The following is a 26,612-nucleotide window of genomic DNA, read 5'->3' on the forward strand; positions in this document are numbered from 1 at the left end:
TGATTTCAAATAATATTTTATTCACAAATATTTGATTTTCAGTTATTTATAAACAAATATATGTAAATTTCTAACAACGAAAACAACACGAAAATCTAAACAATTTTATTATGAAAAAATCACACTTTTTAGCATCAGTTCTTTCGCTCTTATCCACTTCGCTTTTTGCTCAAATTGGTGGCATAGAAGATTCAGTTAATGATGTTGGCGATACCATCAGAACCATTTTTCCAATTTTATTGGGTGTCATTTTCCTAGTTGGCTTCCTGTTTAATGCAGGGCATTTCTTTGGGGAAAATGTAGACCTTAAAAAAGGAATTACTAGAGTACTAGTATTTGTTTTGATTGCTGGCGCAGTAGTCGGCATCTTCACATACTTAATCGGAATCGTAGTGTAACTATGAAGAAGTTTGAGGTCTATAAAAACATCAGGAAACGAGCGGTCATTTTTGGGTTGCCTATTTCCTTGTTTGCATTAATGATGGTTGCGATTCTTGCTTCGTTATTAATCATCATTTTTTCATTCAGCTTCTTAATGATAATAGGTGTTATGGTTTTTAATGCAGCCTTATACATCGCTCTTACAAGGATGGCTAATAATCCACAACTTTTTCAAACAGCTAAAGCCTTCCCTAAAATAATAAGTAACAAAAGAAATTCTGGCTTCTATTATGAACAAGATTAATCTTTCAGCATATAACCCTATTGCGGATATTCAAGACAATATCGTATTTGCCAATAATGGCAATGTCGTCCTATGCTATGAAGGAACGCTACCAGAAATCTATTCACAATCTGAAAAAGACTTCGAGGACATACACGGTGCTTGGTTTCAGGCTTTAAAATCATTGCCTATTGGTACGGTAGTGCAAAAACAGGATATCTACCTAAAGAAAACATACACTTCAGAAAAGCTTCCGAATACAACCTTTCTAGAAAAAGCGACCCACGACCACTTCAAAGGGAGGGATTATATGGAACATCGTTGCTTTTTGTTCTTTACGCTCACTAAGAACAAAGCGTTGAATAATTCAAAATATGTCAATCCTTTTCGTAAAGTTTCCAAAGGAATTGTTCAACAATTGGATGATAACGTTAAGAGCTTCATCGGTTCAGTAAGCGATTCTATCTCCTTTATAAACAATAGCCGAAAGATGACCTTCGTTTCGCTTAAAGCGAAAGAGATACAGCAACTCACAAATGGCTATTTCAATGGCTTCAATGATGGGTTTGATACCGATATCATACTAGATAAAAAAAGCGTCAATATTGGCGAAAACCATTTTGATGCCCTGGCTATCAATAGCGAACTGTGCTTTGGCGAAAGTGTACAGAGTAGCAAGACCAATGAGAAATTCACATCTGACGATTTTGTGTTTCATCAAGGGTTTATTGATGGCTTAGGGCTTACGCTTAATGAGAATCATATTGTTAATCAAATCCTGTATTTGGATGATAAACAGAAGTGGCGCAAGCTACTCGATAAGAAAGTCGAGGAACTCAATAAAAGTTCCAACTTCGGTTCACAGAACAAAGTCGTACTAGGTAAAATTCAACACATTCTTGACCAAATCAATGCCGATGATAATGCACGTATTATACGGGGTCATTTAAACATAGTGTACTGGGATAAAAACCCAGAAAATTTAAGCCGAATCGGTTCTAAAATCAAAACTGAATTTAAGGAACTGGATATTATCCCATATTATCCAAGAGGTGAGGAACGGAAGAACTATATACTAAATAGTTACTGCTGTTTTTCTTCAAACTTTTCAAATAACGATTTATATGTAACGGATTTAAAACACGCACTATGCTTGTTTATTAATAATACAAACTACAACTCGGATGCTACTGGAATTATCTTTAATGACAGGGAACATAACGTTCCAGTTCTAAAGGATGTTTGGGACGAGCGCAAGAAGCGCATCAAGGCACGCAATTTTGCCATTTTTGCGCCAACGGGTGAGGGTAAATCGTTCTTGGCAAACAATATACTGAGGCAATATTTTGAGAGTGGTGTCCGTCTGGTCATAATTGACCTTGGCGGATCCTACACAAAATTTGCCAAACTCTATCCAGAAAAATATACCGTGCTTCGTTATGAAAGTGGTAAAAATCTCGGTATCAATCCTTTTTATATAAGTGATGTAAATGACTTGACACCTGAGCGACTGGAAGATTTATCAGTCTTTCTGTTTGAACTATTCGCATCAGATTTAAAAGTTTCCAAGGCACAATCGGTTTCGGTTAAAAAGATATTGCGCCACTATTACAACAGTACATCAGAAAATCATTCGCTAGATGGTTTTTGCAACTTTATAGAGAGGAATCAGAAAGACCTTCTGAACACCTTAAAAATCCATCCCGACTATTTCAATATTACCAGCTTTTTGCACGTAATGTCCGAATATGTCGGCGATGGTCTATATAGCTTCCTCTTTGAAGTAAGCGAAGACCAGACCTATAAAATTGAGGACAAACGCCTAATTGTTTTTGAACTGGATGAAGTAAAGGATAACAAGGAAATCTTGTCCGTAATGTTGAAGCTGATAAAGTCGGCCATCCAAAGAACCATTTGGAAAAACAGGGCCGAAAAAGGCATCATCCTATTTGATGAGTTTGCAAAGCAACTGAAGTTTGAAAATGTACTGGAAAGTGTGGAATTCTACTATCAAGCCATCCGTAAACAAAATGGTGCGATTGGGATTATTCTGCAATCCATCAATCAACTTCCGAATAATTCTACTTCTGAGAGCATACTTGAAAACACACAAGTCATTTACAGCTTAAATAATGAAAAAGGCTATGACGAATTGGTCAAACGTCTCAATCTATCTAGCCACGATTTAAACCAACTAAAGTCCATCAAAAACAATCTTTCTGGACCACGGAAGTATACCGAAATGTTTATCAAGATTGGGAAGGAAAGCAACATCTTTCGGCTTGAAGTTCCTAAAGAAGTCTATGCAGCTTACTTAACCGATGGAAAGGAAAACGAGGAAATAATGAAGCTCTATGAAGAGCATCACGATATGGAAAAAGCAATAATTCAATTCACATCTAAAACATAATATTATGAAATCGAAGATTCACGAATACCAGAAGAAATATTCAGCAATGAGTAAAACAAAAATCAAAACATTCTTGTTCGGGCTATTCTTAATGGTTGCCCTTTTATTACCTAGTGGTGCTACCGCTCAGGGGATGCCAGTTTATGACAATACCAACTTTATCAGTTTGGTAAAATCGCTTGTAGAATCGGCAAAACAGACCTCTCAACTTATAAAGTCCGTAAAGTTTTTGAAAGATGCAAAGGAAGCTATAGAGAAAGTATCTAGTGTTGTTCAACAGCTTAGGGCGGTTGAGGAAATTGCACAGAACAATCAACGCCTTATCAATATAATGCAAAATGATTTACAAGATATTTTAAACTCGCCTTATATCAAACCAGAGGAAGTAACACGAGTTGCGGAATCATTTGATGCCATAGTTCAAAACTCTTTGGACACGGTTGATTTTATGAGTGAAATCTTATCCAGCGATAATCTTAAAATGTCTGATGCTGAACGTGCTAAAGTTTTAAAACAGAAAGAGAAAGAATCTAAGGAAATGGTTTCAAATATTCATACAAGAACGAAACGCTACAAGGATATTATATCCTTCAGAAAAATGCAGGATAAAATCAATAATCGAGAAACGGAGTATTAATAATGACCGCAGCCATACTTTTAGGGATTGGACTGGAATACGTCGATGCGGTATTTCAAACCATACAGAATAGTAGTTTCTCGCAATATACCATTGCAGGAATGAAAACGCTTGCTGTATTGTTCTTTCTGGTCAATATCCTAAAAAAATATAATGAAGGCATTGCGGATAAGGACGGTTACACTTGGGGGTTAAGTCCAGGGGAATTGACCAAGAATTTTGCGGTTGTACTTCTGGTTATATTTTCAACACAGGTTTTGGGCTTCTTCGATAGTATTCTGGTTTCCATAGAAGCGCAATATCGTGGCACGGCACCAGCCTTATTACCATTACAGATGCAGGATATTCCTATAGAAGAGGAAATCAATTTTTTAGAGGCGGCTCAAGCAGCAATGGCATTATTATACGAGGCTCTCGTTACGCCACTCTATGGATTTAAAATCTTTGCATTTATCATAAGTCTTATCCTCTGGATTTTGGACTTATTTATTTACCCGCTATTCCTTGCGGAACGTTATTTTTTATTGGGTATAATGCAGGCCTTTTTCCCATTAGTGATAAGTCTAGCAGTTTTTGAAAAATTCCGTTCGCTTGCCTATACCTTTTTTAAATTATACGCTGCGGTCTATATGTTGGTGCCAGCTTTCTTTTTGGTCAATGTGTTTGTAAATGCACTCTACACCGAAATCAATACAAATTTCTGGACGAACCTATTTGGAACAGATGCTGGCCAGGGTTTTTTCGCACCTGTTGTACAGTTAGGGTCTGTATTTTTTATTGTCTTCCTAAAGTTCAAATTGTATAAACGTGCCACATCATTCACGCTCAGATTGTTTACCAGTTAATTCCAATGAAAATGAAAACACCTTATAAAAACATTTATGCAGTATTAAAGTTGAACAGGTTTATCGTGTTGGCAGTTGTCATTTTTGCAATGTTCTCAAGTACCTTTTCATTATGGATGGCATTCAAGACAAATAAAGAAGCCCTTAATAGTGCCTTTGCTATTAATACGGATGGCACTATTATTCCGTTGAAGCTCGTTACCCAAAAAGAAAATTTTAAAGTAGAGGCATTAGCCCATTTAGACCTTTTTCACAACTACTTCTATAATATAGATGCGAGTAATTATGAACGCAATTTGGAAAAGGCGCTTTGGCTGGGTAATAGTTCCGTGGACAATCTCTATCGCCAGAAAAAAGCGGATGGTGTATACAACAGATTACTTCAGTATTCACTCGTTCAAAAAGTACTGAGTATTGATTCACAAATTGAAGAACAAAACGGAACATACGTCTTTAGAACGGTTACCGTCTTTGAAATCAATAGAGGTTCAATAATTGACACCTACGAACTTGTTTCTAGTGGAAACCTAATTCCTGTTGACAGGAACTTTCCAAATAATCCCCACGGTTTGTTGATTACAAACTATTTCGAGAACACCTTAAAAAAATTAAACGATGAAAGTTAAGCCGATAATCGGCATTTAAAAACCACTATTATGAAAGTAGAAAAGAACAAAATAGTTTTTGCAGCGGTATTGGTCGTGATTTTCATATTTCTGATTTCCTATTCTATGATGGTTATGGGCGATGACGAAAATGAGAATGAAAACCTCGAACAGACCTTGATACCAGATTTGGACGAAAATCAAAAAGAATACGATTCCAAACTTGATGCTATCAATGATTTGAAGGAAGTGCGCGAAAATAATGCACCCAGCATCTACGATGAAAAATTTTTGGATTCAACAGGTCTATACAATCCTGATTTACCGGAACAGGAAAAAGAACGCATTGTTGATAGTATTTATGAGGCCAGTAAGATTCAATACTCTGAAAAGCAATATCAAAACTTTGGAAAAAAGAAAGTAGCTCAAAAGAATACACGACAAATTGATTCTGCCGATATCAAAAGAGAACAAAAAATTGAAGTGAAAGAATTGGGTCTGGAACATCAATTGTTCTTTGCCGCCTCGCCTAAACCCAATGAATTTTCGATTATTGGCAATACAGATGAAAGTATTTACGTCATCGTCGATGGCGACCAAATCGTAACGGCAAATACTAGATTAAGAATGCGCGTTACTAAATCGGCAACTATCAATGGTAAGTTGATACCAAAGAATACGCCTGTTTTTGGATTTATGAGTTTTCAGCCAAATCGTGCGTTCATTGAAATCGAAAATATTAATCATCATCCTACAAAGCTCAAAGCATTTGATTTGCAAGATGGAAGCGAAGGCATTTATGTTGAGAACAATTTTAGAGCGGAAGCAACGAGAGAAGTGCTGGATGATGTCATTGGTGATATCAATATTCCTAGTTTTCCACAAGTGGGTGGACTTACTCAAGTATTTCGGCGTTCTAATCGAAGGGTAAAAGTGACCGTGTTGAACAATTATAGATTAATCCTAAAACCAAAATTATGAGAACAATAATCCTAATATTGATTGTGTCAGTTTCAACTTTTACGAAAGTTAATGCACAAGCAACACACGTACTCGATACCATTTATGCAAACGATACTAAAAACGTTGCGCTTTTTTTTCCAGAACCCATAAGACAAGGCATAACCGGTTCGGATAATTTTGTCTTTAGTTATAATCGTGAAAAAGAACAGTATTTTGGATTACTTCAGGCAAAGCCCGGGAAAGAAAGTAATCTACTGGTAGTCAATAGAAATGATGCAATTTTTTCGTATATTGTAAGATATAAAAAGCAGCTATCAAAGCTCAATTATTTTATCCCATTATCAAATAGTATTGGTAATGAGAAGCCAATCGTAGCCGATTCGATTCAGGTTGTAACTTCTGAAAAAAATATAGATAACAGAACCTACTATTATCAAAAATTCTGCTCCTATCTTCTTAACAGAAACCAACGTATTGGTCGGATTAAGAAGCGAACGCAAGGCATTGTCTTGACCGTTGAGAATGTTGTTTTTGATAAAGAAGAACTCTACTTCGTTATCCATATTGAGAATAATTCTACGATGGATTACGATTTGAATTTCTTGAACCTCTCAATCGAGACTCGACAAAAAGGGAAAAGGAAATCTTTACAGAGTTTATATCAAGAACCTATTTGCAAGCATCGTCTGCCTTCAAAAATTGCAGAAGGCAAAATGGTTCGATTAGTTTATGTAATGCCCAAATTCTCATTATCCAATGACCGTAGGGCAATTTTAGAATTGAACGAGAAAGATGGCGAACGCAATATAAAACTGAATATATCGCACAGATATATCAATAACCCAAATTAATAATATTATGAAAAGATTAGTCATTTGCTCACTCGTACTTTTATTCATTTCTTGCTCTGAAACCAAGAATATGTCGCCATCCGAAACTGTGAAGATTGTTGTTGAAAGCTTTTATGCTAAGGACAATGGCACTTTAAAAAAGCATACAACTTCTGATGGTTATGATAGTTTAATGATGATTCAAGGTTTAGTGCCAGATGCAGATAATGATGCAAAGGTTACCATATCGGATGAAGTTATTGAGACCGATACTGCGTGGGTCAAATACAGTTCTAATTATGATAATAAGCTTGGTATCTTTAAACTCATCAAGGAAGATGGTCAATGGAAAGTAACGAGCAAAGGACCGAGGGAAAAAGGGCCTTTTTAATGGTTAATCTTTTAGTTCAACATTAACATAATCAAAATCGATTTTTAATTTTTTCTTTACGAAATTCAAATAATCAATTTCATCTTGGTTAGGCGGGTACTGTCCTGCAATGAACAATAATTTTGTTCTATTGTCATCGTCCTTTTGCATATATGATAAAAATTGACCTAAACCCTCTCTAATGCAATCAGAGGCAAAGGACGATGACTTTACTTCATAGAAATGAATTTCATTTTCTAATTTAACTTTTATGTCAACATAGTTTTCCTCAAGTATAACATTGTCTTTACCGTATTTTTGTTCCAGCTGTTTCTGTAGTATTTCTTGAATTTTGTTGTGTTTTTGTTCTGCCATGTAACTGGTGCTTCCCCTTCTTTTCTGTTTAGATGAACTTCTCAATTTAGTTCCCTTTCTGTTAGTTTTTCTCTTTTTTCCGGTGTTTGTCGTTTTTCCGTTATCACGACCAAATTTCTCATATAGAAAATCAGCAAATTGATATATTGATAAATGGGATGGTTTATTGGCAATAATCAAATTCTGAATTTCAGAAGTTCTAGTTTTTCTAGTAACATTCAACCCATAATGTTCAGCAATTTTATGAAGTACGGCTTTCTTAAAAATTGGAATCAATCTTTCGTTTGAATAGAGATAGGCTATTTTCCATTTTACAAAAAGAGTTAGATGTAAATCATCAATTTTTTCAAAGTCTCCCTTTTCGGAATATTCAATAATCTTTAAGATTTCAGCTTTTACGTTTTCAAATGCTTCTTTTCTATTCTCTCCATAGTAACGTTGCCAGGAATAAAGATTGTCGTTTATTAAGTTTTTTGGATTTGCATTTGTGTCACTTCGTTTATAAATTCCAAATTTGCTAGAATTTATACCCTTAATACTTCCCAGAGCTCTAGTTTTGGTTTCCAACCATTGGCAGAATGTATCTTTATTCCCAATAGAAACATACTGTTCTAAGTTCATAGATTTGATGGTCTCGATGTCCCACCTTTCAAGAAATTCGTTGAGTATTTCCCTTGATAATTCTGTATTGTTTTCCAAATGAAATTATGGTATTAGTTAAAGTCTTTTCGGAAAGTAAAAACACCTCTTTTATATGCTTCTAGGCACTATTTAAAGAAGTGAAATCAAACATAAAATGTTTTATTACCATATTGTCAGGGTGCTTTGATTCGTAATACTTATCGTGAAAGTGATAGGGTTTGGGTTTCAAAAATTCAAGTTCCCTTTCGTCTTTTTCCAAAAGCTTATTAACCCCATTTACGGTTTTTTCCAAATCTCCTTCGAGTACATACCCAAGTAGGCATCCGTTCTCATATTTATGAGTAACAAAACTGTTAATTCCAGTATCAATATATCGTCGTTTTAAACCAGAATCTTTTTCCTTGAGGTTTTTGGCTTCCATATGGTATTCGTATTCTAGGGATGAATTTATGGTTACCAATCTAAGGTCTATTCTAGGAAGTTTCGCTGCAAAACCCTTTTCCTTTTCTATATCATCTTTAGGCAGATGCTGCTCAACATTTGTAACGATGCTCCACTTTAATCTTAGTGGATTTTCCTTAATGTGTCCGTGCAATTCCGAAGTAATGTCGTTTTCATCCCAGTTTAGTTTGATGACTTTTGTTTCCATAGCTGAAACATAAGATTCTGTTATCAGCTGAAAGCATTTTTCTTCAAAGCCTCTTTTGAAGCTGGCAACTATTACTTTGTTTAATCCCATTTACTATACCTCATTAAGAATTTCCAGTATTAATTCCGAAGCATCTTCAATCGCCATCGATTGAGTCCAGAATCGCCTCTGATTGGGACGAACAATAAAAATCTCGTTGCCTGTTTTATAATTTAGTTTTTTTCTGAAATAAATGTTGGTTGCTTTCTTTTGCCACAATTCTTTATCCAGGTCCCGCAATATGTCGTGTATATCCACGCTAGAAATTGAAACTTCTCTTTCAGAATCTTCAAACGCAACCTTAGTTATCATTAAAGGTGAGAAATGACTTATGTTTCCATAAATGGTACAATTAGCATAGAGATTCTGATTTTGCAAAAAGTCATTTAGATGTTGCGAAACCTTTATGGCATAATCTTGAATTTCATTTTTGTTAGTTGGACCGAGAACATATTGATATCTCTTAATCAATAATGGAATTGTAAATTCTACAAAATTGTCTACAATTAAGCTTTCATTGATTGAAAAGTCAAAACATTTAGATATATAGCTATCAATCTCCTTTTCAAATTTTTTTGAATTTGTATTGAAAATTTTAGATTCCTCAATTATCATCTTATCATAAATATCAGCAAGATGATATAGGTTCTTTTTGGACAAAGAAAATGGCAGTCGATAAACTTCATTAGGTTTGATTTCTTCTCTTTCTATTCCGATAGATGCTGAACATAAGAAAAGATAATAATAAGCAAGCTTTGAGTTTATAAAACAAGTTAATCCTTTAAGTACTTTTGAATCAGGATGACTAAGCCCTAAGACTTTACTATTAAACGAACAGGCTTCATCTTCATAAGAAGCACAAATTTTCCAATTGGAAAGCCCTTCCTTAATTAAGATATGTGGTGCAAAATAAGTTTTTTTTGCTCCGACGCGTCTAAATACATTGATTGTGGGTAAGTCTTCCACTTGCACGCCATAATACTTAGCATATATTTCCTTAGACCGCTGAGTAAGCCCAGAATTCAAATCTAAAAATGAGTGTGAAACGTAACGTCTAATATTCTTAGGGGCAATGTATCTATTTGGAATTTCGTTATCTACTTTCGGGTTCTTAGTAGAATTATTCAAAAATTGTAATCCAGAGCCCTTGTCAATTTTCTCATCCGATATAAACTGTTCCAGACTGCCTAAAGCATTTAGTTTTTGTATTAAATTAATATCTCCAATTCCACCCCACATTGCAATTTTCCAAATTTTTGAAGTTGGTTTATTGCATTCTTCCCGTGGAAGATATTTTAAATCTGTTCCATCAATGCTAACACCTTCAATAACATTAGATTTAATGTAGGTCTTAGGGGCATAATAGACAATTGTGTCCGATTTTTTCTTTGGTGGATTTTTTCTATAAAATGCAATACTGATTGGTCCAGTTGCTGAACCAAACAATTGACCACCGAAATCTTTAGGTGCATTTCGTAAAATCGAGAAATTATATATTTTCTCTACATAACATTCATTAAAGAGCCACTTTCTAAAATTTTGATACGTTATTTTGGTGTTCGTCAGTATTTTGGTATTGAAAATCAAAGCAATTTCCCCATTTTCAGAGAAGTTAGTTGCCTTATGTAAGAATGGTAGAACCATTTCTTTAGCAAATCCATATTTATCACTATAATCTCGAAGAGATTGGGATAAGTTCTTAGTGCCAAAAGGCGGATTGCCCACCACCAAATCAAAATCTATTTGTTCTACTTGTGGATTTTTCTGAATAGTATCACTTCGGAATAGATTATTGCCTTGTTCGACCAAAGTATCATCCGAAGGGTCATTTATCAAATATGGTAAGCGATAGTCTTTATTTTGCCAAATTGTCTTAGGATTCAAGTTGTCTACTAAAGCCAGATAAAGACTGAAAGCTGCTACTTTGATAGACTGAGGGTGTATTTCTATACCAAATATATTGTCCGTCAGTAGCTTCTTCAATTCGTTAAAATCCGTAAGCTTTTCTGCATTTGCATTTTCGTGACGCTTGACTAGACGTTTAAAACTTTCAACCAAAAAAATCCCCGAACCACACGTTGGGTCTAACACCTTAATATTAAATTCTTTTTCTGTCCTAGAGATTGGTAATTTTTCATTTAATATGAGTTCAACTAGGGAAGGTGGTGTGTAATAAGTACCTGTATCTTGTTTTAAAGTAGGGTTTATTTCAGCAAGGAAGTTCTCATAGATTTCACTCAACAATTCTATTTGAATAATACTGAAATCGAACAGGCGTAAATCTTCAAAAAGATTCTGCTGTAAGGAATTATCATTACCGTTTATAAAACACTTTCGGATAATTTTTAGATGCTCTCTAGAAATTGATTCATTGCTATCTATAGTAAAAACATTACCATTAAAATATTCTTCCAGTTTCTTAAAAAGTGAGTATGTCTTATCAGCATCGTCCAAAATGTCAAAATAAGACTTAGCCCCTATTTTTATTTTAGAATAAAACTTTTCATCAGTTGCTCCCCTGTCCTCTAAGTACAAAAGGAATAGAGAGCGCATTATTATTTTATGAATGAGGTTAATTTCTAACCCTTCATCTTGTAATTGCTTGGCAGTATGGGTTAGGCTCTCTACAAGGTATTTATCAACCCTTCGTTGAAGGCTTATTTTCTTTCTAATCTCAAAGGCTTCCTCTAATGTCCATATAATACCTGTATCAATGGCAATAGTGGAAAAAAGATTTTGAAGCTGTTTGAGTTTGGTTTTATCCTTGAACTTATAAGACTCTATTTCGAGTGTTTTAAGTTCTTTCTTATAATCAAAATCATCTGATTTGATTATAAGAGGTTTCTCGGCACAATTGTAAATACGGATTTCAGTTTCCGAATAAACGTATAGAAAAATTACCTTTTTGAAGTTCCAGATTTTTTTTTGAGTCTTTGCAACTTGATGAAGAGCCCTATCATCAAATTTTTCAACCTTTTTTAAAAAAACCGCAGGATAACTATTATGATTTTCGTCGGTACTGAAATAAATTTCATCAATACCGAAATCTTTTACTTGATTGATTACAACTAATTGACTTTCCGAAATTTGAGTAGATTCCGAAGTGACAGAGACGGCCTTATCCAAGCCTAAATTTTCTATTATATCAAAATCAATCATATCGAAAGTTGTCCAAAATATCTGATAGCTAGTTACATACTAAATTAATTCCAAAGGTACAAATGATTTTGCGATTTTGATAATCGAAGTTTTACTATTATTTGGAATATTTCCAAATTTATGGATGCGATAGTTTAATGTGCTACCGTTTTAATATTAAAATCAATTCCTTTAAAAATCAGTTCTATTGCACCCCCCATTACACCACTAGTTACACCACCTTCTAATCATTTAAAAATCGACTTCGCCTCGTCATAAATTCGTTCAAAGTTTTCTACCAAATCAACCTGTGAAAACTGCTTAGTTTCCTTTGGTAACTCTCTTTGGATATCTGCCAATTTGAATTGAACTTTCTTATCCTCCCCATCAGCATACGCAATGAACTGGCCCTGTTTCAGTCTAAAAAACACATCAGCTCTTATTTTGGGAATTTCCTTTTCGCCTGTAGTAATGCGTGTATCAAAATCAAGGTTATGACCACGACTTATGCTTTTGGTTGGGTCTTTAATGATTTCAAAAAAGCGTTCGTAATACTTTGCGGTATCCGGGTCATTTACCTTTCCGAAAAACTGATAAGAAAGATTGCTTAAAATCGCTTTACTCGCCTTATCACCATACATCATATCGTTTTGAATTTTGTCTTGCATCACATAAATTGTAGCAATATCAAAGCTTCGCAATGTTGCTGGAATACGGTGCATATTTAATAAGCGTATGGTCGGTGCTTCTTCCATTAGCAGAAATGAAGGCTTGGAATTTCGCACGCTCATTTGCTTAGTAATGGTGTGGATAATGGTGGCAATTACTGGCGAATAGGACGTTTCAAATTTCGGGTTATTGACTATTGAAATGACTGCTGGATTTTCCTCATTGTTTATATTGAGTGGCACTTCATCTGCGGATAATGCCATAAAAATGCGTTGTGTGCTAATTCGTTTTAGCGCATTGGCTAAGGTGCTTTTAACGCCAGCTGTCTGCCTATCCGAATCCTTACTGCTAATAAAAGCATCTGCCATTGCTCTCGATGTAGTATTGGTTTCCAAAAACTGTATAAGGCTATCGGTGTCCAACAATTGATAAATTGCTATCAAATGTGGCAAAGTACTGTATTTAGGATAGTCGGTTTTTAGTTTCCAAATCAACCCACCAATCAAACCTTCCGCAGCATCATTAAAAAATTTGGTTGTTCCCGTTGTTCCGCTTTCTCTTTGTTCTAAAAGGTTCTCGATTAAAACCCGTGACACCTCGTTTACGCTTTCCTCGTTCTCTAAATAGCGTGGTGCAATAGGATTTACCCGATGGATGATTTTATCGAAGGATATAACCTTAAACGGAATATCGCCATCCTTAAAAAGAGGATATGCTATTTCGGTAAGTTCAAAATCTTTATAATCGTGTATAATGCCACAAAAGCTTTCTTTTCGGAAGTGTTTCAAAAATCCATACACCACACTTTCGGTCTTACCACTTCCAGCAGAACCGATAATGGATGCACCACGTTTAATATTGTCCAGTTTAAAATTACCCTTAGTGGTGTCAAAATTGACCTGATATTTGCTATCGCCATTTAACGGCTTGTCCGTTTTATGCAGGAACACATACATTCCTATGTTAATTAATATGAGAGGGCAAACCAGATAGAGAGAAATCAGAATTAGTCGGTTTTCCTCATTCAAATAGAACACCATCGCACCAAGCACCAGAAAATTAACGATGAATGCATACCTACTTGCCCGAAACATCGTATAGAAAACAATACTGGCCAGACCAATAATTGAAAGTATCGTTATGAAATTATCTATCTGCATAACTATTAGATTCCTATGGAACTTGATTTAATCGCTATTTCAGCACCACGCCTTAATCGTTTAAGAATCCGAAGTGCAATCTGTGTTTGACTAAGTGGAATATTTGGCACTATCGGCAATCCAGTTTTTGCTATCATTTTGAAAGCCAATGCTTTTTCGTTAGCTGGTAGTTTCATCAAGGCAGCGAAATATAGATTGGGGTTTTTTACAAAATCCTTTCGGGCTTTGTATGTCTCAGCAAAGTTTCGTTTATAGCCAAAAGTCTTATCAAATGTTTTTTCTGCATTCTCGAAAAATGAATCACGGTCAAATCCCCGTTTTACGGTTTCCCCATTCAACTTTACATCAGATGCTTTGTATTTGCTTCCGGGCGATAAACTGAATCTGTTGGACGCATCCTTACGACTCACGATAATATGGATGTGGCTTTGGTTACCATCTTTTTGCATTCCCTGGACAATCCGTTTTCCGTTTTGTTGGTGGGTCGCTTGGCTTTCCAGTTTGGCGATTTCCTTTTCCATCCTTTTAATATTTCCTTCAGCTCTTCCTTCTTGGATATTTCGGATTTCCGTTTTGAGCTGAAGAATTTTGGTGGCGTACGGTTGGTTCTCTTTTACCTGAAAATCTGTTCCCTTAAAGGTGCGTTGATGCTCTATTTTTGCATAGTACTTTATATCATCGATGTTAACCGGCCGCCCTTTGATTTCCCTATTGAATGAAGCCACATAATCTTTCATTAGCTCTCTTGTGTATCGTTTTAAATCTTCGCTACTGTTCTGAAGTTTTTGCAATTCATATTTTGAAGGACTAACGGTAATTGAATAGAATCTTGGTTCGTGTTTTTCCAATTTTGCGGTATTCCCATCGATTTCCTTAATGACTTCCTCAGCAGAAATCTCATCGCCGTATTGATTGAAAAAATGTTCCATTTCTCGCTGTTCCAAACCTTGATTTTCTTTCTCTAAATACCCAACAAAATCTGCCGAACTTTTGGAAAAATTACCGCCCATTTTTTGGGGTGTTATTGTGATATACATAGCTCGAATATTAGAGTTCGTTTTTTAGATTTCGCTTTTCGCGAAAGCGCACTTCTTTATTTTCTTCAGCATATTTCTTTTCAACTATTAATGGTTTTTTGTTGGGTTCTTCCATCACAAAAAGGGACTGCAACATTGCGACCGTAGGTTTGGTTTGTGTCTTTTCGACATCACGCATTATGGCAATGACCGCATTGATTCTTTTTAAGAGCTTGGCTTCAATGGTTCTACCTGTAGGTCCTAATTTTTCCTTTGGGGAAATCTCGTTATAGAGGAAAAAATCGAGGATGTTTTCCATCGCTTCGGTGTGCGTTTTAAAGTGCATTTTTGAAAATTCCTGAAACCGCTTGGCCGTTTTTCTTTTGAACCTGATAGTGATGAATGAATCCATTTCCTTTCGCTTTTTTTAAAGATTTGACGTAAATCCATCCCTATTTACTGGTGTTCCAAGACCATTTGACGCAAATTGTTGGAATTTTTAAATACTGCTTGCTTTTAAGTGATTAAAAATCAATGGATTAAAACGAAAATGGAATATGTAACGCGGCGCAGCCCGTTACCCTCTTGCTATTCCTTTTCGTCACGCGCAAGCGTGACAAAAATCCATACAATCCGGCTAAAAAGCCGATTGCCATTTTCAGGGAAAATGATTTTCCAATATGTTATTTTTCGATGTGCAAGGGTAACGGCGAAAGTCGAAAAGTGGATAACCTTACTTTAATTTGAATGCTGAATTTCAGCGAAATAAAGATAGTGATTTTTTCTTGATATAGGTTTAATTACACACAAAAACACCCCTAAAATTTTAGAGGTGCTTGGTTCAGTTTTGCCGAAAACTATATATTGAAAACGTAGGTATAGGAATATAAATTCCGAAGTGCTTCTTCCTCTATCAACGTTTCAAAACAGCCATAATTTTCTTTTAAGTATTTGCGAATACTATCGCCAAATTTTCGTTTCACATCTTCTTTGGAAGTTTCCAAAAGTCGGTTTTGAGCCTCTTCGCTCAGGTCTGTAAAATTCAGATATACCATAGCTACAGATTTTAATATTCGCTAGGTAACATCAGCGTATTATTTACAAAAAATAACCGCAGTTCATCGAGTGGAAAATCAGTCGCTCGATACCCGTGTTTTTCTAAAATATTATCGTTGCCATCTGTGTAAATAATTTCGGCTTCATAACCTGTAAAATCTTGTTTTTCTTCGGACAATCTTTTAAAGTCTATGGTTACAAATTCACTACGATTCATCAGACTTTTTGCAGTTACGGAGGTGTCCGTAATGAGCCAAAAACATTCGGCAACTTCAGCTAAATATTTTAACCCATCCGTAAATCGGGTTTTCAAAAGTGGAATTTGATAAAAGAAATTAGTACCACTAAATGTCTGTAAATTTTCTTTGATTTCATTAACTTGAACTTTCATTGTTTTGCTTTTTTAAATTAGTGAATAATGAAAAAGAGGGCGCAACTTTCGACGGTTACGCCCTCTTTAATTTTAGTCTTACTTATCGCCTTTACTTCCAAGTAAAAGAATTTCATCGGCTACAACTTCCGTTACATAGCGTTGGTTTCCGTCGTCTGTGGTGTAGGTTCTTGTTTTTAACTTTCCTGTTATTCCTACTTCTTTGCCTTTACCTACAAATTTTTCAACAATTTCGGCAGTCTTGCCCCGAGCAACTACGGTATGCCAGTTCGTGTCCGTTTGTTTCTCGCCTTTAGCGTCCTTGTAATACTCGTTTGTGGCGATTGAAAAACGAGCTACTTTCTTCCCACTTTCAAGGTTTGTAATGGTTGGTTCTTGTCCAACGTTTCCAATTAACTGTACCTGATTTTTAATACTTGTCATAATAAAATATTTAAGTGATTTATATTTTCCCCATTGATTTAAAACAGATTAAATTTTAAGGGGTGTTTGTTCTTTTCTTCTGTGCACCGCACAATGGATAGAGTGGGTTTTGTCAAGACTTTTCAGGAACAAATCAGGTGTGTTTGCGACGTAGAAAAATGCTTGCATTTTCAAGGAAGTAGAAACCTTATTTTTCACTAAAACTTGCTATGGTCTTGACAAGTTCCATAAGGGCATTAGCAATTATTTTAAACGCAGTTGCGTTTGAGCGTACAGACAGTTTAGCGAAATATGAAGCTGGGGTTAATCTAAAATTGGTTATGCACTGCCTGTTTTTCGACGACCCGAAAAACAATAAAGGCTTTATCCATTATAAACCCCTTAAAATGTGTAAGGCTGCGGTTCGGTTTTTAGTCATTTTCGAGTAAGGCCTCAAGAAGACCGCACCGAAAATTCCGTTAAGAAAATCGAAGTGATGACTTTCCGATGAAAAAGCGGACTTGATTCATAATTTTGGCTAGGGAATGAAGTGTTCCTTTCCAGCGTAGCGGAAAGGGTTAACGGAATGGAAAGCTGAAATTGGGGATTATGTACAAGACCTTTGCAGAGAAGCTCTTTTCCTGTAATGCAGCTTTTCGCGAAATGCAGGGGAATGTGCTGAACGGATTATGAAAACTGTATATTCTTATTTAGTAGGATTTAAAGCGGACTTAACTTTAAAGCTGTAGCTTGAAATGTACTTTGACCGTTTTCCGTTTTTTCGGAATTGAACGGGCAAGTGAAATGGAATTCGGAAGCTTTGAAGTTGTGTCCAAGACCTGTGTAGGGAAGCTCTTTTCCTGGAATGAAGCTTTTTTCGGAATGTAGGGGAATGTGCTGAACGGTTTGGTGTATAAGCTTGTTAATTCTTTGCCTTGACCTCAAATTAAGTATCCAGTTTATGGCACTAGATAAACCTATTTGCGAAATCTACACCATCGCATATACTTCATCGAATATCAACTTATCTAACTTTTCTTGTTGGGAAAAAGTCTTTTTTAAGGTATTATGAAGCATCCAGTTGAAGGCATTGTAGCCATCCCATAAAGTCGGTGTGCAGTACCAATCGTGTCCTTCCTCAGCAATTAAATCTAGTAATTCTCTAGATTTTTTGGAAGGGCTATCGTTCTTGTCGCTACATTCATATCGGAACAGTTTCGTTTTTTCTAGTATCTCCTTCACGAAAGCTTTAGTATCGATAAGTACTATTTCTTCCATTTCCCTGAATTTTTTAGTGATTTCGTAAAACTCGTTATCCAAAAACTGCTCGAACAGTCCGTTCAGTTTCGGCAGTATCAACTCTGTATTATTTTTTGTGTGTTTTATTGAAAAGTCAATCTGTGCATTTGAGACGTGTAATCCGTTCGTACAAACTTCTCTGTAAAATCCAAAATGTCCTGAAGTTTTCTCTCGGCCATCATAGGAATTTTTGAAACGAAGCATTGGTAATATTTTACCCTTTTCATTTTTCAGGGAAAACTGATTGTCATCCTCGATGATAAAGTCGGTTACAAAAGCCCTGTCATCTCTGTTGATAGTTCGCTTATGGTATTTTAGATGTGCGTCTATCAAGAGCTGTTCCGCTTTCTTGAAGAAGAGTTCATTTGGAATGTGTCCATAACTGCTAGACAATACATTGACAATTTGTCCATTGGATATAATGGTATTTTCCAGTCCTTTTCTGGATGGCATTCCGGTAATACTTTCTAAGGATTTCATTTCATTGGAAACGAAAATTTCATCTTGTTGTAATTTGTGTAAATACATAACTTTTGATTTTAGATTAAACAATTTGTGACAGTACAGCGTAATAGATTGGATGCTTTTCTCTGTAGTATGCTAAATGACTCTCTGCACTTTCAATTTTGTAATTGTTGCTACTTAGTTGATAATGCTCTTCTGCTTTTTTTAATGAAACTTGGGATTTTGATGTTGCTTTTTTCATAATTTTAAATTTTAGTGATTAAACAATATTTGAGCAGAACCCAAACGGAAGCTAAAATCTCAGCTCAAAAGGAAACGGAATAAATAGTGAGTGTGCGAACGGCTTTATGCCGTAGTCTTTTGATGGGTGTATTTTACGAGTTTACCTTTGCGCTACTATTGATTGATTATTTCTTCCTTTTAAAGTACTACCTTCCCAAAAAACTTATCTAAAAAAAAAGTAGAGCCAGCACAAATGCCGACCCTTCCTTCCAACAACAAAAGCTACGCTTTCAATTCCTTGATTTCTTTTTCAAGGATTTCTATTCTGGCTTTCAAACGTTCTTCACGTATATCTCTTCTTTCAATGTATTCCTTTTCGATATCCGTAATCTTGGTTTTATGATATCCTAGTATGGCATTGTAGAAAGACATATTCGTCAAATTACTAGTATGATTACTTTCCCCAAAATGGACTTGTTTGGTAAGTATATACCGTATCAACTTATGAAAGATTTCTTTTTTGAACTTTTCTTTGAAATTCTGTATAATTTCAACTTTTGTCATTTTTGACGTATCGTCCAATAATCCTGAAAAGTACTTTTACTGACTAAAATAATCCACATTGTTTTCGTAGAGCGAAATTGAAAAGGCAACCATTTCATCTACCGAAAGTGTTTTCTTGGTCTCGATGTAGTTGGTCTCTCGAATCATTGTGACAACTTCTTCAAACTGTCGGTTATTCTCGATTTGTTTCTTTCTAATTTCCCTTTCGTTAATTTTGATGATTTGTTCGTCTGGTGTACAATCATCCATTTTTCTATTCGATAACGGCACGGAATGAACTTCGCTTTCATCTTCTGATTTTTCGATAAGCTTTAAAAACACTTCTTTGTGCAGGTAAGATTCAGGATGAAAAACAATGCCATTTTTAAATCCATTCCCTTTGGCCGAATTGTATTTTTCCAATTCCTCGTTATAGGTCTTGGTGGCCTCGTCAAATTCATCTTCGCTATAATCATAGTTGCGATATTCTTCCTTGATAGTTTCCAAGGTAGGCTGTATTGGTTTTTCTATAAGTTCCACATCGTCCAGCAAATAGACTTTTAAGCCATTTTTCTCTAGTTGTGAAATCACAAGCTGATTACGTTCGTCGTCCGCCCAATACTTCCGTATTTCAGGAATTAACAGCACATTCTCTTTTTTGGATGTCTCAATCAGGTTTAAGAACGATTTATTTTTCTTCGACTCAAAACAAGATGCCTTTGTACAGACCTTCTTTCCTTCCCCAAATAGATTTCCTTGATTCGCAGCGTTGAACGGACACATAGTGCACGCCCCAGCTTTTGCAACTAATGTTGAATCTTCGACATCAAACGGTGCTTTCTCTAAATCATAGGTCTGATTTTTTATCATCCTATTGATTTGATGGGCACTAAATTCTTCGCCCATCGTTTCCAACATCATTTGTTGTTCTTCTGGCTCAAAAAGTGCGACACCGACACCTAATGAAATGGTCATTTCGTCATTACGAACGAATACTTTAAAACCTTCGATTAGTCCAGCCAATTTTCATCGCTGACGAATAAAATTATCACTTCTTCCTAATCGCTTAGCAATTTCCGAAGCCGAATACTTCTCACTTAGATAAGCAATGGCATCTGCTTCCTCTGTAGGTTCAACATCTTGTCTTTGTAGATTTTCGATGATTTGAATTTCCAAGATTGTATTGCTTTCGTAATCTCTCACGATACAAGGCACAGTCTCTTTACCTGCTAACTTACTGGCACGATAACGTCGTTCGCCCATCACGATGATGTATTCTTTTTCTGATTTTCGAACTGTAATCGGTTGAAGTACCCCGTGTTTTTCGATGCTTTCTGAAAGCTCTTTTAATAATAATTCATTGAAAGTTTTCCTAGGCTGCATGGGGTCTGGTATAACCTTTTCGATATTCAAATTTTGAATTTCCAGTCCAATAGCTTTTCGAGTCAATTTTTCTTTGACTTCATTTTTAACGGTTGTATTGGCTTTACCGTTCCTTCTCGTTTTAACTGCTTTTGTTGTCATAATACTTAAATTTTTGATTAAACAATATTTAAGCAGGAACCAAACGGAAGATAAAATCTTGGCTCAAAAGGAAACGGAATAAAAAGTGAGGCACGAACGGCTTTATGCCGTAGTCTTTTGATGGAAGTATTTTACGAGTTTAAATTGCGGTTATATTGTATGATAATAAACTTCCCTTACGAAGGAATAGGGTTGCAGCTTAGTAAAATTTATTAGTCGGACTAAGAATTTATAATGATTGATGACAAATGATTCGATTCGGTACTAAAACAAATTTCGCTTTGAAAAAAGCAAAATGTTGTACCTATGTTGTACCTAACAATTTTTTGAGAAGTATTTTAAACAAAAAAAGCCGAAGATTTCTCTTCGGCTTTCGTACGGGCGGGGAGACTCGAACTCCCACACCTCACGGCATCAGATCCTAAGTCTGACGTGTCTACCAATTCCACCACGCCCGCATTTTAATATTTTAACATTTTTTATTTCGCTATGTCCTAAGTCTAGCGTGTCTACCAATTCCACCACGCCTGCATTCTTTCCAAAATCACGATATGTGATTATCGGGGTGCAAATATAATGCAAAAAATCAATTCTCTAAATTTTAGCTATTTAAAAATTACGCTTTTTGTACTTTTATCAAAAGTCAGATAAAAAATTGCATGAAAAACGTAAAGAATTATATCTCCGAAAACAAGGACCGATTTCTAAATGAAATCATAGAACTACTTAAAATACCGTCTGTTAGCGCAGATCCTGCCTTCTCTCAAGATGTTTTAAACGCTGCGGAAATGGTAAAATCAAAACTAGAAGATGCAGGTTGTGATATTGTTGAAATTCATGAAACAGCCGGTTACCCTATAGTTTATGGTGAAAAAATCATAAACAAAGACCTACCAACGGTACTAGTATACGGCCATTATGATGTACAACCGGCCGAACCATTGGAATTATGGACTTCCCCACCTTATGAACCGGTAATCAAAAAAACCGACTTACACCCAGAAGGAGCCATTTTTGCACGTGGTGCTTGCGATGACAAAGGGCAAATGTACATGCATGTAAAGGCATTGGAATTGATGGTAAAAACCGATCAGCTGCCATGTAATGTAAAATTCATGATCGAAGGCGAAGAGGAAGTTGGGAGTAATAACTTAAGTATTTATGTTGCCGAGAATAAAGAAAAATTGGCAAACGATGTTATTTTAATATCGGACACGGGCATGATTGCCAATGATGTGCCGTCAATTACCACGGGTTTACGCGGACTTAGCTATGTTGAAGTGGAAGTTACGGGTCCTAATCGTGATTTACATTCTGGTTTATACGGTGGTGCCGTTGCAAATCCGATCAACATTTTAACAAAAATGATCGCTAGTTTACATGACGAAAATAACCATATTACCATTCCAGGGTTTTATGACAAGGTAGAGGAACTTTCCGCCGAAGAACGCGCAGAAATGGCAAAAGCACCATTTAGCATAGAAAAATATCAAAAAGCTTTGGATATTGATTCAGTCTATGGTGAAGCAGGTTATTCTACAAACGAACGTAACTCCATTAGACCTACCTTAGATGTCAATGGCATTTGGGGCGGTTATATTGGGGAAGGAGCCAAAACGGTTATAGCAAGTAAAGCATATGCTAAAATATCCATGAGATTGGTACCCTACCAAGATTGGAGAGAAATTACCGAGCTATTTAAAACTCATTTTGAATCTATTGCACCTAAAGGTGTTACCGTAGTAGTAAAACCTCATCATGGTGGTCAAGGTTATGTAACGCCAATAGATACTGATGCATACCAAGCAGCATCAAAAGCATACGAAACCACATTTGGAAAAAAACCGATACCGCAACGTAGTGGTGGTAGTATTCCTATAGTCTCTCTATTTGAAAAAGAACTAAAGAGTAAAACTATTCTTATGGGCTTTGGTTTAGATAGTGATGCCATACACTCCCCTAACGAACATTTTGGGGTATGGAACTACTTAAAAGGCATTGAAACCATCCCTTATTTTTATCAATACTTCACGGAAATGACCAAGAAGTAGTTGACAGTTGACAGTTGACAGTTGACAGTTGACAGTTGACAGTTGACAGTAAATTAAAAAACGTCTTTGCTTACAAAGACGTTTTTTATTGTAGAAGTATATTTTGTTGATGATAAATTGATACCGAGAACCAATAACGAACAACTATATTTTTTTCACGTATTTAGTGATGATTACGGTAAGGGTAGGTCCTACTTTGCCTTCAATATATTCAGCATTTTCCCTATCTAACGAAATTCGCCTTACTGCAGTACCTTGTTTGGCTACTTGACTAGAACCTTTAATCTTTAGGTCTTTCACCAATACAACACTATCACCATTTTGTAAGATTACACCATTGACATCACGGTGAATTATCTTCTCACTTTCTGCCAAACCTTCTCCCGTAGCCTTTGCCCAATCTAAAACCTCAGGTTCTAAATACATCATATCCAACAAATCTTTGGGCCAACCTTCAGATTTTAATCTAGAAAGCATTCTCCACGCCACAACTTTTACAGAATCGTACTCGCTCCACATACTGTCATTTAGACAACGCCAGTGATTAGCATCCATTTGTTCCGGGTCTTCAATTTGAGTACGACACGTTTCACATGCCAAAATACTAGAATCAACTCCACTAATAGAAACCGGTTCAACTTCAAAAACTTCTAAATTATTGGTTGCGGTACATAATTCACATGTGGAACCACTACGTGCTTCTAAATCATCTTTTACGCTCATTCTAGGTTGCTTTTAGGCTGCAAATTTACACTTTATTATAGGTAAGAACTATAAGTACCTTCTCTAATTGCCCTTTATAATTTAACCAATTCGATAATGTAAGGCTACTTTCTCCTTTACGCCTACCACCCAAAATTTACTCTACATTTGTAGAATATAAATATTTATTCTATGTTTGTAGAACAAATTCTAAACTTGTAGAAAATGCAGTTATCCAAATCGGAAGAAGAATTAATGAATATACTTTGGAAGCAAAAGAAAGCTTTCATGAAAGACTTATTGGATGCTTACCCAGAGCCAAAACCCGCTACCACCACCGTAGCCACCTTATTGAAAAGAATGACCGATAAAAAGTTTATTGACTATAAAAGTTATGGCAGAAGCAGAGAATATTATCCGCTAGTTAAGAAAAAAGACTATTTCTCTAAACATGTAAACGGACTCATTAAAAACTTTTTCAACGATAGTGCCAGTCAGTTTGCATCATTTTTTACGCAAGAAACCAATTTAAGCAAAGCTGAATTGGAAGAATTGAAGAAATTAATAGATGTTGAAATAGAAAAGAAGTAATTATGGAAATCTATCTTTTAAAATCTACGGCATGCATGGGCATTTTTTTAGTGTTCTATAAACTTTTGCTTGAAAGGGAAAGTATGCACCATTTTAAAAGATTCTTTCTATTAACTGCGCTTATTATTTCTCTAATAATTCCACAAATTGTTTTTACCGAATATATAGAAGCAGAACCAACCCCTGCTGTCACTCAAGTTTTGACCATAAATGAACAACCAGAAATAACACCAATAGTTCATGAGATGGAAGAATCGCCCATGAATTGGACCTTGATTCTTTATACTCTTTATGGTTTGGGAATTGCAATTTTTGGATTTCGTTTTCTTTATAACATTGCCAAACTATGGATCCGTGTTAGGCGCAATACCCAAATTAAATTTAATTCCTTGGTAAAAGTCTTGTTAAAAGAAGAACTACCGCCACATACATTTCTTCGCTATATATTTCTTAACAAGCAAAAATTTGAATCTAAGAGTATACCAGCTGCTGTACTATTACATGAAGAAACCCATGCTAAGGAGTGGCATAGTTTAGATGTTCTTTTTATTGAATTGCTACAAGTTTTATTCTGGTTTAATCCGCTGATTTATGTATTTAAAAGAAGTATCAAACTCAATCATGAATTTCTAGCTGATAGTGCCGTAATTAAAGGGCAAGAAAATCAATTACAATATCAAAACACTTTACTGTCGTACTTATCAAACGACAACTTTCACACGCATCAATCCGTTGGCATTGCAAATGCCATAAATTATTCATCAATCAAAAAACGATTCATCATCATGAAAAAACAAACATCAAAAAGAGGTATTTTAATTCGAAGCGTTCTTGTATTCCCTTTAATGGTCCTTCTACTAGTTAGTTTTAGTAGTAGATCAACAGAATATATAAATGGGAGTTCAACAACTAATTTTAGTATTGATAAAACAGAAAAGAAAATTCAAAAAAGAACTGTAAAACTCGCTGGTTTAGTAATTGATTCTGAAACTTTAGAACCTATAATAAATGCAGAAATCAAAAACTATAATGGAACTGTATTCACCACAACAGACAACAAAGGCTATTATTCACTTGAGTTTGTCAATGCACAACAAGGTGAAATTGACTTTAATCTCATAGTCAAAAAAGAAGGTTACAAACCGTTAGTTCAAAAAGAGCATTGGGGAAATCTTAGTGGTGAAATAAAAACTTCAATGTACTTTGGGCTTCAAAAAAATAATGGACCTACACCAGAGTTCTCCAAACTATTCACAAAGAACATCAATTTAGATTATGCATCAATTGCCCAAAATATTTCTGTAATTGAAAATGAAAAATTTTTCACTTCAAAGTTAGAAGATGTAAAGAAGGGTAATACCAATTGTATTGTTGAGATTAATAAAACATTCTATTTGGTTAGTGCTACCTCATGGATAAAATTAAATTCTTTTAATGATGTAATAGCCATAAACGATGAAACGAATTTACCTGCATCTAAATTAAATACTTACATAAATAGAAACAACATAAAAGCAATGTCTCCATTAGAAAGCTATGACACTGCACAGTACGCTATATATACAATCTCAGGAGATATAAATACGAACCTAGACAAAAGAGCTTTTGGTTTGTATAACCGTTTAGCCAAAAAATATAACGCTATTCCCATTGCTAAAAGAACAATTCCTTTAAATGATTTAAAAGTATTGGAATCTATTTACAGAAACATGAGTGATGCCGAAAAAAAGTTGGCAGATCCATTTCCGGAATGCTTACCTAAACAAAATCAAGATGGCGCAAGTAAAGAGCAATTAGTCTACTATAATGAGCTTGCAAAAAAATACAACAGTATGATAGCCGATGGTGGCAATATCCGCATCTTGAAATCTGATATAGATCAATTAAAACATATTTACAGATTAATGTCCAAAGAGCAAAAAGAGCATGCTGAACCATTTCCTGATTTTCCAGAACCACCACCAGCACCCAAAGCTCCAAAAGCACCGAATTCTTCAGATTATGCAGATAATCAAATTAAAGAAATCATTGAAAATCAAGACCCCTATGACCATTTGAACTTAGACATCAATGGAATAAAAGGAACATCCTCAAAAACGACTATGGAACTTACTAGTCCCACGGCACCCACTCCTCCTACTCCACCCTCTCCTCTTGACTACGCTATAGACATGGCAAAAAAAGGAGCAATATTTTATTTTGAAGGCGAAAAAATAACGTCTGATAAAGCGATCGCCTTACTTAAAAAGAACAAAGAATTGAATATGGAATCTCGTAAGAAACTTGGAAAGACCGAAGTAAGAATCACTACCGCACCTGTAACAATACGATAGACACAACGTCAAACATATGTT

27 protein-coding genes and 1 tRNA gene are annotated in these 26,612 nt (G+C 35.4%); 12 read left to right on the forward strand and 16 right to left on the reverse strand.

Translation table 11 applies throughout. The annotated features are described in order from the left end of the window. The first annotated feature begins 110 nt into the window (after positions 1 to 110). Genes B2Z27_RS16065 through B2Z27_RS16105 form a run of 9 tightly spaced genes read left to right on the forward strand, consistent with a single transcriptional unit; the run spans position 111 to position 7,345 of the window. Complete coding sequence (locus tag B2Z27_RS16065; protein WP_286814403.1) at positions 111 to 398, forward strand: hypothetical protein; 288 nt, start codon at positions 111 to 113, stop codon at positions 396 to 398. A 2-nt stretch (positions 399 to 400) separates the two neighbouring features. Next, on the forward strand, positions 401 to 685 hold the full coding sequence (locus B2Z27_RS16070; protein ID WP_286814404.1) for a hypothetical protein: 285 nt from the start codon (positions 401 to 403) through the stop codon (positions 683 to 685). Then, entirely contained in the window at positions 672 to 3,074 is a 2,403-nt protein-coding gene (locus tag B2Z27_RS16075; RefSeq protein ID WP_286814405.1) for a TraG family conjugative transposon ATPase, read from the forward strand. The genes B2Z27_RS16070 and B2Z27_RS16075 overlap by 14 nt, the downstream gene beginning before the upstream one ends. A gap of 4 nt (positions 3,075 to 3,078) precedes the next feature. Next, entirely contained in the window at positions 3,079 to 3,711 is a 633-nt protein-coding gene (locus B2Z27_RS16080; protein WP_414673384.1) for a conjugal transfer protein, read from the forward strand. 2 nt (positions 3,712 to 3,713) lie between these two features. After that, positions 3,714 to 4,556 (forward strand): hypothetical protein, encoded by an 843-nt coding sequence (locus tag B2Z27_RS16085; RefSeq protein ID WP_286814406.1) that lies wholly within the window; start codon positions 3,714 to 3,716, stop codon positions 4,554 to 4,556. An 11-nt stretch (positions 4,557 to 4,567) separates the two neighbouring features. Next, positions 4,568 to 5,182: a conjugal transfer protein TraK gene (locus B2Z27_RS16090; protein ID WP_286814407.1), complete on the forward strand. Its 615-nt coding sequence runs from the start codon at positions 4,568 to 4,570 to the stop codon at positions 5,180 to 5,182. Positions 5,183 to 5,212: 30 nt separating this feature from the next. Further along, positions 5,213 to 6,142 carry a conjugative transposon protein TraM gene (traM, locus tag B2Z27_RS16095; RefSeq protein ID WP_286814408.1) on the forward strand — a complete coding sequence of 310 codons (930 nt, stop codon included), beginning with the start codon at positions 5,213 to 5,215 and terminating at the stop codon, positions 6,140 to 6,142. Next, on the forward strand, positions 6,139 to 6,975 hold the full coding sequence (locus tag B2Z27_RS16100) for a DUF4138 domain-containing protein (RefSeq protein ID WP_286814409.1): 837 nt from the start codon (positions 6,139 to 6,141) through the stop codon (positions 6,973 to 6,975). Before traM ends, B2Z27_RS16100 begins: the two co-directional genes overlap by 4 nt. A 7-nt stretch (positions 6,976 to 6,982) precedes the next feature. Next, positions 6,983 to 7,345, forward strand: coding sequence for a hypothetical protein (locus B2Z27_RS16105; RefSeq protein WP_286814410.1), 363 nt, complete (start codon positions 6,983 to 6,985; stop codon positions 7,343 to 7,345). A gap of 3 nt (positions 7,346 to 7,348) precedes the next feature. On the opposite strand, the gene B2Z27_RS16110 is transcribed toward B2Z27_RS16105, so the two are convergent. From B2Z27_RS16110 to B2Z27_RS16180, 15 genes are all read right to left on the reverse strand, one after another. Beyond that, positions 7,349 to 8,398 carry a hypothetical protein gene (locus B2Z27_RS16110; RefSeq protein WP_286814411.1) on the reverse strand — a complete coding sequence of 350 codons (1,050 nt, stop codon included), beginning with the start codon at positions 8,396 to 8,398 and terminating at the stop codon, positions 7,349 to 7,351. A gap of 61 nt (positions 8,399 to 8,459) precedes the next feature. Continuing rightward, on the reverse strand, positions 8,460 to 9,080 hold the full coding sequence (locus tag B2Z27_RS16115) for a hypothetical protein (RefSeq protein WP_286814412.1): 621 nt from the start codon (positions 9,078 to 9,080) through the stop codon (positions 8,460 to 8,462). Between the two features lie 3 nt (positions 9,081 to 9,083). Beyond that, positions 9,084 to 12,188 carry an HsdM family class I SAM-dependent methyltransferase gene (locus B2Z27_RS16120; protein WP_286814413.1) on the reverse strand — a complete coding sequence of 1,035 codons (3,105 nt, stop codon included), beginning with the start codon at positions 12,186 to 12,188 and terminating at the stop codon, positions 9,084 to 9,086. Between the two features lie 227 nt (positions 12,189 to 12,415). Further along, entirely contained in the window at positions 12,416 to 13,996 is a 1,581-nt protein-coding gene (locus B2Z27_RS16125) for a type IV secretory system conjugative DNA transfer family protein (RefSeq protein WP_286814414.1), read from the reverse strand. Between the two features lie 5 nt (positions 13,997 to 14,001). Next, complete coding sequence (gene mobB, locus B2Z27_RS16130) at positions 14,002 to 15,033, reverse strand: MobB family relaxase (protein ID WP_286814415.1); 1,032 nt, start codon at positions 15,031 to 15,033, stop codon at positions 14,002 to 14,004. 10 nt (positions 15,034 to 15,043) lie between these two features. Continuing rightward, positions 15,044 to 15,424 carry a BfmA/BtgA family mobilization protein gene (locus B2Z27_RS16135; protein WP_286814416.1) on the reverse strand — a complete coding sequence of 127 codons (381 nt, stop codon included), beginning with the start codon at positions 15,422 to 15,424 and terminating at the stop codon, positions 15,044 to 15,046. Positions 15,425 to 15,869: 445 nt separating this feature from the next. Beyond that, positions 15,870 to 16,067, reverse strand: coding sequence for a hypothetical protein (locus tag B2Z27_RS16140; protein ID WP_286814417.1), 198 nt, complete (start codon positions 16,065 to 16,067; stop codon positions 15,870 to 15,872). Positions 16,068 to 16,078: 11 nt separating this feature from the next. Further along, complete coding sequence (locus B2Z27_RS16145; RefSeq protein WP_286814419.1) at positions 16,079 to 16,459, reverse strand: DUF6876 family protein; 381 nt, start codon at positions 16,457 to 16,459, stop codon at positions 16,079 to 16,081. A 78-nt stretch (positions 16,460 to 16,537) separates the two neighbouring features. Beyond that, positions 16,538 to 16,882, reverse strand: coding sequence for a single-stranded DNA-binding protein (locus B2Z27_RS16150; protein WP_286814421.1), 345 nt, complete (start codon positions 16,880 to 16,882; stop codon positions 16,538 to 16,540). Between the two features lie 969 nt (positions 16,883 to 17,851). Continuing rightward, positions 17,852 to 18,688 (reverse strand): DUF932 domain-containing protein, encoded by an 837-nt coding sequence (locus B2Z27_RS16155; RefSeq protein WP_286814422.1) that lies wholly within the window; start codon positions 18,686 to 18,688, stop codon positions 17,852 to 17,854. 16 nt (positions 18,689 to 18,704) lie between these two features. Then, positions 18,705 to 18,866 carry a hypothetical protein gene (locus B2Z27_RS16160; protein ID WP_283636710.1) on the reverse strand — a complete coding sequence of 54 codons (162 nt, stop codon included), beginning with the start codon at positions 18,864 to 18,866 and terminating at the stop codon, positions 18,705 to 18,707. A 263-nt stretch (positions 18,867 to 19,129) separates the two neighbouring features. Continuing rightward, positions 19,130 to 19,411: a hypothetical protein gene (locus B2Z27_RS16165; RefSeq protein ID WP_286814423.1), complete on the reverse strand. Its 282-nt coding sequence runs from the start codon at positions 19,409 to 19,411 to the stop codon at positions 19,130 to 19,132. Between the two features lie 36 nt (positions 19,412 to 19,447). After that, on the reverse strand, positions 19,448 to 20,413 hold the full coding sequence (locus B2Z27_RS16170; protein ID WP_286814424.1) for a hypothetical protein: 966 nt from the start codon (positions 20,411 to 20,413) through the stop codon (positions 19,448 to 19,450). A 3-nt stretch (positions 20,414 to 20,416) separates the two neighbouring features. Beyond that, positions 20,417 to 20,914, reverse strand: a complete 498-nt coding sequence (locus B2Z27_RS16175) for a ParB/RepB/Spo0J family partition protein (RefSeq protein WP_286814425.1) — start codon at positions 20,912 to 20,914, stop codon at positions 20,417 to 20,419. Between the two features lie 376 nt (positions 20,915 to 21,290). Further along, positions 21,291 to 21,372: transfer RNA gene (locus B2Z27_RS16180), tRNA-Leu, on the reverse strand. 201 nt (positions 21,373 to 21,573) lie between these two features. On the opposite strand from B2Z27_RS16180, the gene B2Z27_RS16185 reads away from it, so the two are divergent. After that, the gene (locus B2Z27_RS16185; RefSeq protein WP_286814426.1) at positions 21,574 to 22,965 is read left to right on the forward strand and encodes a dipeptidase; all 1,392 of its coding nucleotides are present in this window, start codon (positions 21,574 to 21,576) and stop codon (positions 22,963 to 22,965) included. 144 nt (positions 22,966 to 23,109) lie between these two features. Here the strand turns inward: B2Z27_RS16185 and B2Z27_RS16190 are convergent, their stop codons facing one another. Then, positions 23,110 to 23,688, reverse strand: a complete 579-nt coding sequence (locus tag B2Z27_RS16190; protein ID WP_071341216.1) for a PhnA domain-containing protein — start codon at positions 23,686 to 23,688, stop codon at positions 23,110 to 23,112. Between the two features lie 204 nt (positions 23,689 to 23,892). On the opposite strand from B2Z27_RS16190, the gene B2Z27_RS16195 reads away from it, so the two are divergent. Then, positions 23,893 to 24,258: a BlaI/MecI/CopY family transcriptional regulator gene (locus B2Z27_RS16195; RefSeq protein WP_058104004.1), complete on the forward strand. Its 366-nt coding sequence runs from the start codon at positions 23,893 to 23,895 to the stop codon at positions 24,256 to 24,258. 2 nt (positions 24,259 to 24,260) lie between these two features. Further along, positions 24,261 to 26,591 (forward strand): M56 family metallopeptidase, encoded by a 2,331-nt coding sequence (locus B2Z27_RS16200; RefSeq protein ID WP_286814427.1) that lies wholly within the window; start codon positions 24,261 to 24,263, stop codon positions 26,589 to 26,591. Positions 26,592 to 26,612 lie beyond the last annotated feature (21 nt).

The sequence above is a fragment of the Maribacter sp. UBA3344 genome (assembly GCF_002362375.1).
Taxonomy (GTDB): Bacteria; Bacteroidota; Bacteroidia; order Flavobacteriales; family Flavobacteriaceae; genus Maribacter; species Maribacter dokdonensis.

Excerpts from the sequence above, each read along its gene's own strand:
- B2Z27_RS16065 (WP_286814403.1), top strand. The coding sequence starts at position 111 with ATGAAAAAATCACACTTTTTAGCATCAGTTCTTTCGCTCTTATCCACT.
- B2Z27_RS16070 (WP_286814404.1), top strand. The coding sequence starts at position 401 with ATGAAGAAGTTTGAGGTCTATAAAAACATCAGGAAACGAGCGGTCATT.
- B2Z27_RS16075 (WP_286814405.1), top strand. The coding sequence starts at position 672 with ATGAACAAGATTAATCTTTCAGCATATAACCCTATTGCGGATATTCAA.
- B2Z27_RS16080 (WP_414673384.1), top strand. The coding sequence starts at position 3,079 with ATGAAATCGAAGATTCACGAATACCAGAAGAAATATTCAGCAATGAGT.
- B2Z27_RS16085 (WP_286814406.1), top strand. The coding sequence starts at position 3,714 with ATGACCGCAGCCATACTTTTAGGGATTGGACTGGAATACGTCGATGCG.
- B2Z27_RS16090 (WP_286814407.1), top strand. The coding sequence starts at position 4,568 with ATGAAAACACCTTATAAAAACATTTATGCAGTATTAAAGTTGAACAGG.
- traM (WP_286814408.1), top strand. The coding sequence starts at position 5,213 with ATGAAAGTAGAAAAGAACAAAATAGTTTTTGCAGCGGTATTGGTCGTG.
- B2Z27_RS16100 (WP_286814409.1), top strand. The coding sequence starts at position 6,139 with ATGAGAACAATAATCCTAATATTGATTGTGTCAGTTTCAACTTTTACG.
- B2Z27_RS16105 (WP_286814410.1), top strand. The coding sequence starts at position 6,983 with ATGAAAAGATTAGTCATTTGCTCACTCGTACTTTTATTCATTTCTTGC.
- B2Z27_RS16115 (WP_286814412.1), bottom strand. The coding sequence starts at position 9,080 with ATGGGATTAAACAAAGTAATAGTTGCCAGCTTCAAAAGAGGCTTTGAA.
- B2Z27_RS16120 (WP_286814413.1), bottom strand. The coding sequence starts at position 12,188 with ATGATTGATTTTGATATAATAGAAAATTTAGGCTTGGATAAGGCCGTC.
- B2Z27_RS16125 (WP_286814414.1), bottom strand. The coding sequence starts at position 13,996 with ATGCAGATAGATAATTTCATAACGATACTTTCAATTATTGGTCTGGCC.
- mobB (WP_286814415.1), bottom strand. The coding sequence starts at position 15,033 with ATGTATATCACAATAACACCCCAAAAAATGGGCGGTAATTTTTCCAAA.
- B2Z27_RS16135 (WP_286814416.1), bottom strand. The coding sequence starts at position 15,424 with ATGGATTCATTCATCACTATCAGGTTCAAAAGAAAAACGGCCAAGCGG.
- B2Z27_RS16140 (WP_286814417.1), bottom strand. The coding sequence starts at position 16,067 with ATGGTATATCTGAATTTTACAGACCTGAGCGAAGAGGCTCAAAACCGA.
- B2Z27_RS16145 (WP_286814419.1), bottom strand. The coding sequence starts at position 16,459 with ATGAAAGTTCAAGTTAATGAAATCAAAGAAAATTTACAGACATTTAGT.
- B2Z27_RS16150 (WP_286814421.1), bottom strand. The coding sequence starts at position 16,882 with ATGACAAGTATTAAAAATCAGGTACAGTTAATTGGAAACGTTGGACAA.
- B2Z27_RS16155 (WP_286814422.1), bottom strand. The coding sequence starts at position 18,688 with ATGTATTTACACAAATTACAACAAGATGAAATTTTCGTTTCCAATGAA.
- B2Z27_RS16160 (WP_283636710.1), bottom strand. The coding sequence starts at position 18,866 with ATGAAAAAAGCAACATCAAAATCCCAAGTTTCATTAAAAAAAGCAGAA.
- B2Z27_RS16165 (WP_286814423.1), bottom strand. The coding sequence starts at position 19,411 with ATGACAAAAGTTGAAATTATACAGAATTTCAAAGAAAAGTTCAAAAAA.
- B2Z27_RS16175 (WP_286814425.1), bottom strand. The coding sequence starts at position 20,914 with ATGACAACAAAAGCAGTTAAAACGAGAAGGAACGGTAAAGCCAATACA.
- B2Z27_RS16185 (WP_286814426.1), top strand. The coding sequence starts at position 21,574 with ATGAAAAACGTAAAGAATTATATCTCCGAAAACAAGGACCGATTTCTA.
- B2Z27_RS16190 (WP_071341216.1), bottom strand. The coding sequence starts at position 23,688 with ATGAGCGTAAAAGATGATTTAGAAGCACGTAGTGGTTCCACATGTGAA.
- B2Z27_RS16195 (WP_058104004.1), top strand. The coding sequence starts at position 23,893 with ATGCAGTTATCCAAATCGGAAGAAGAATTAATGAATATACTTTGGAAG.
- B2Z27_RS16200 (WP_286814427.1), top strand. The coding sequence starts at position 24,261 with ATGGAAATCTATCTTTTAAAATCTACGGCATGCATGGGCATTTTTTTA.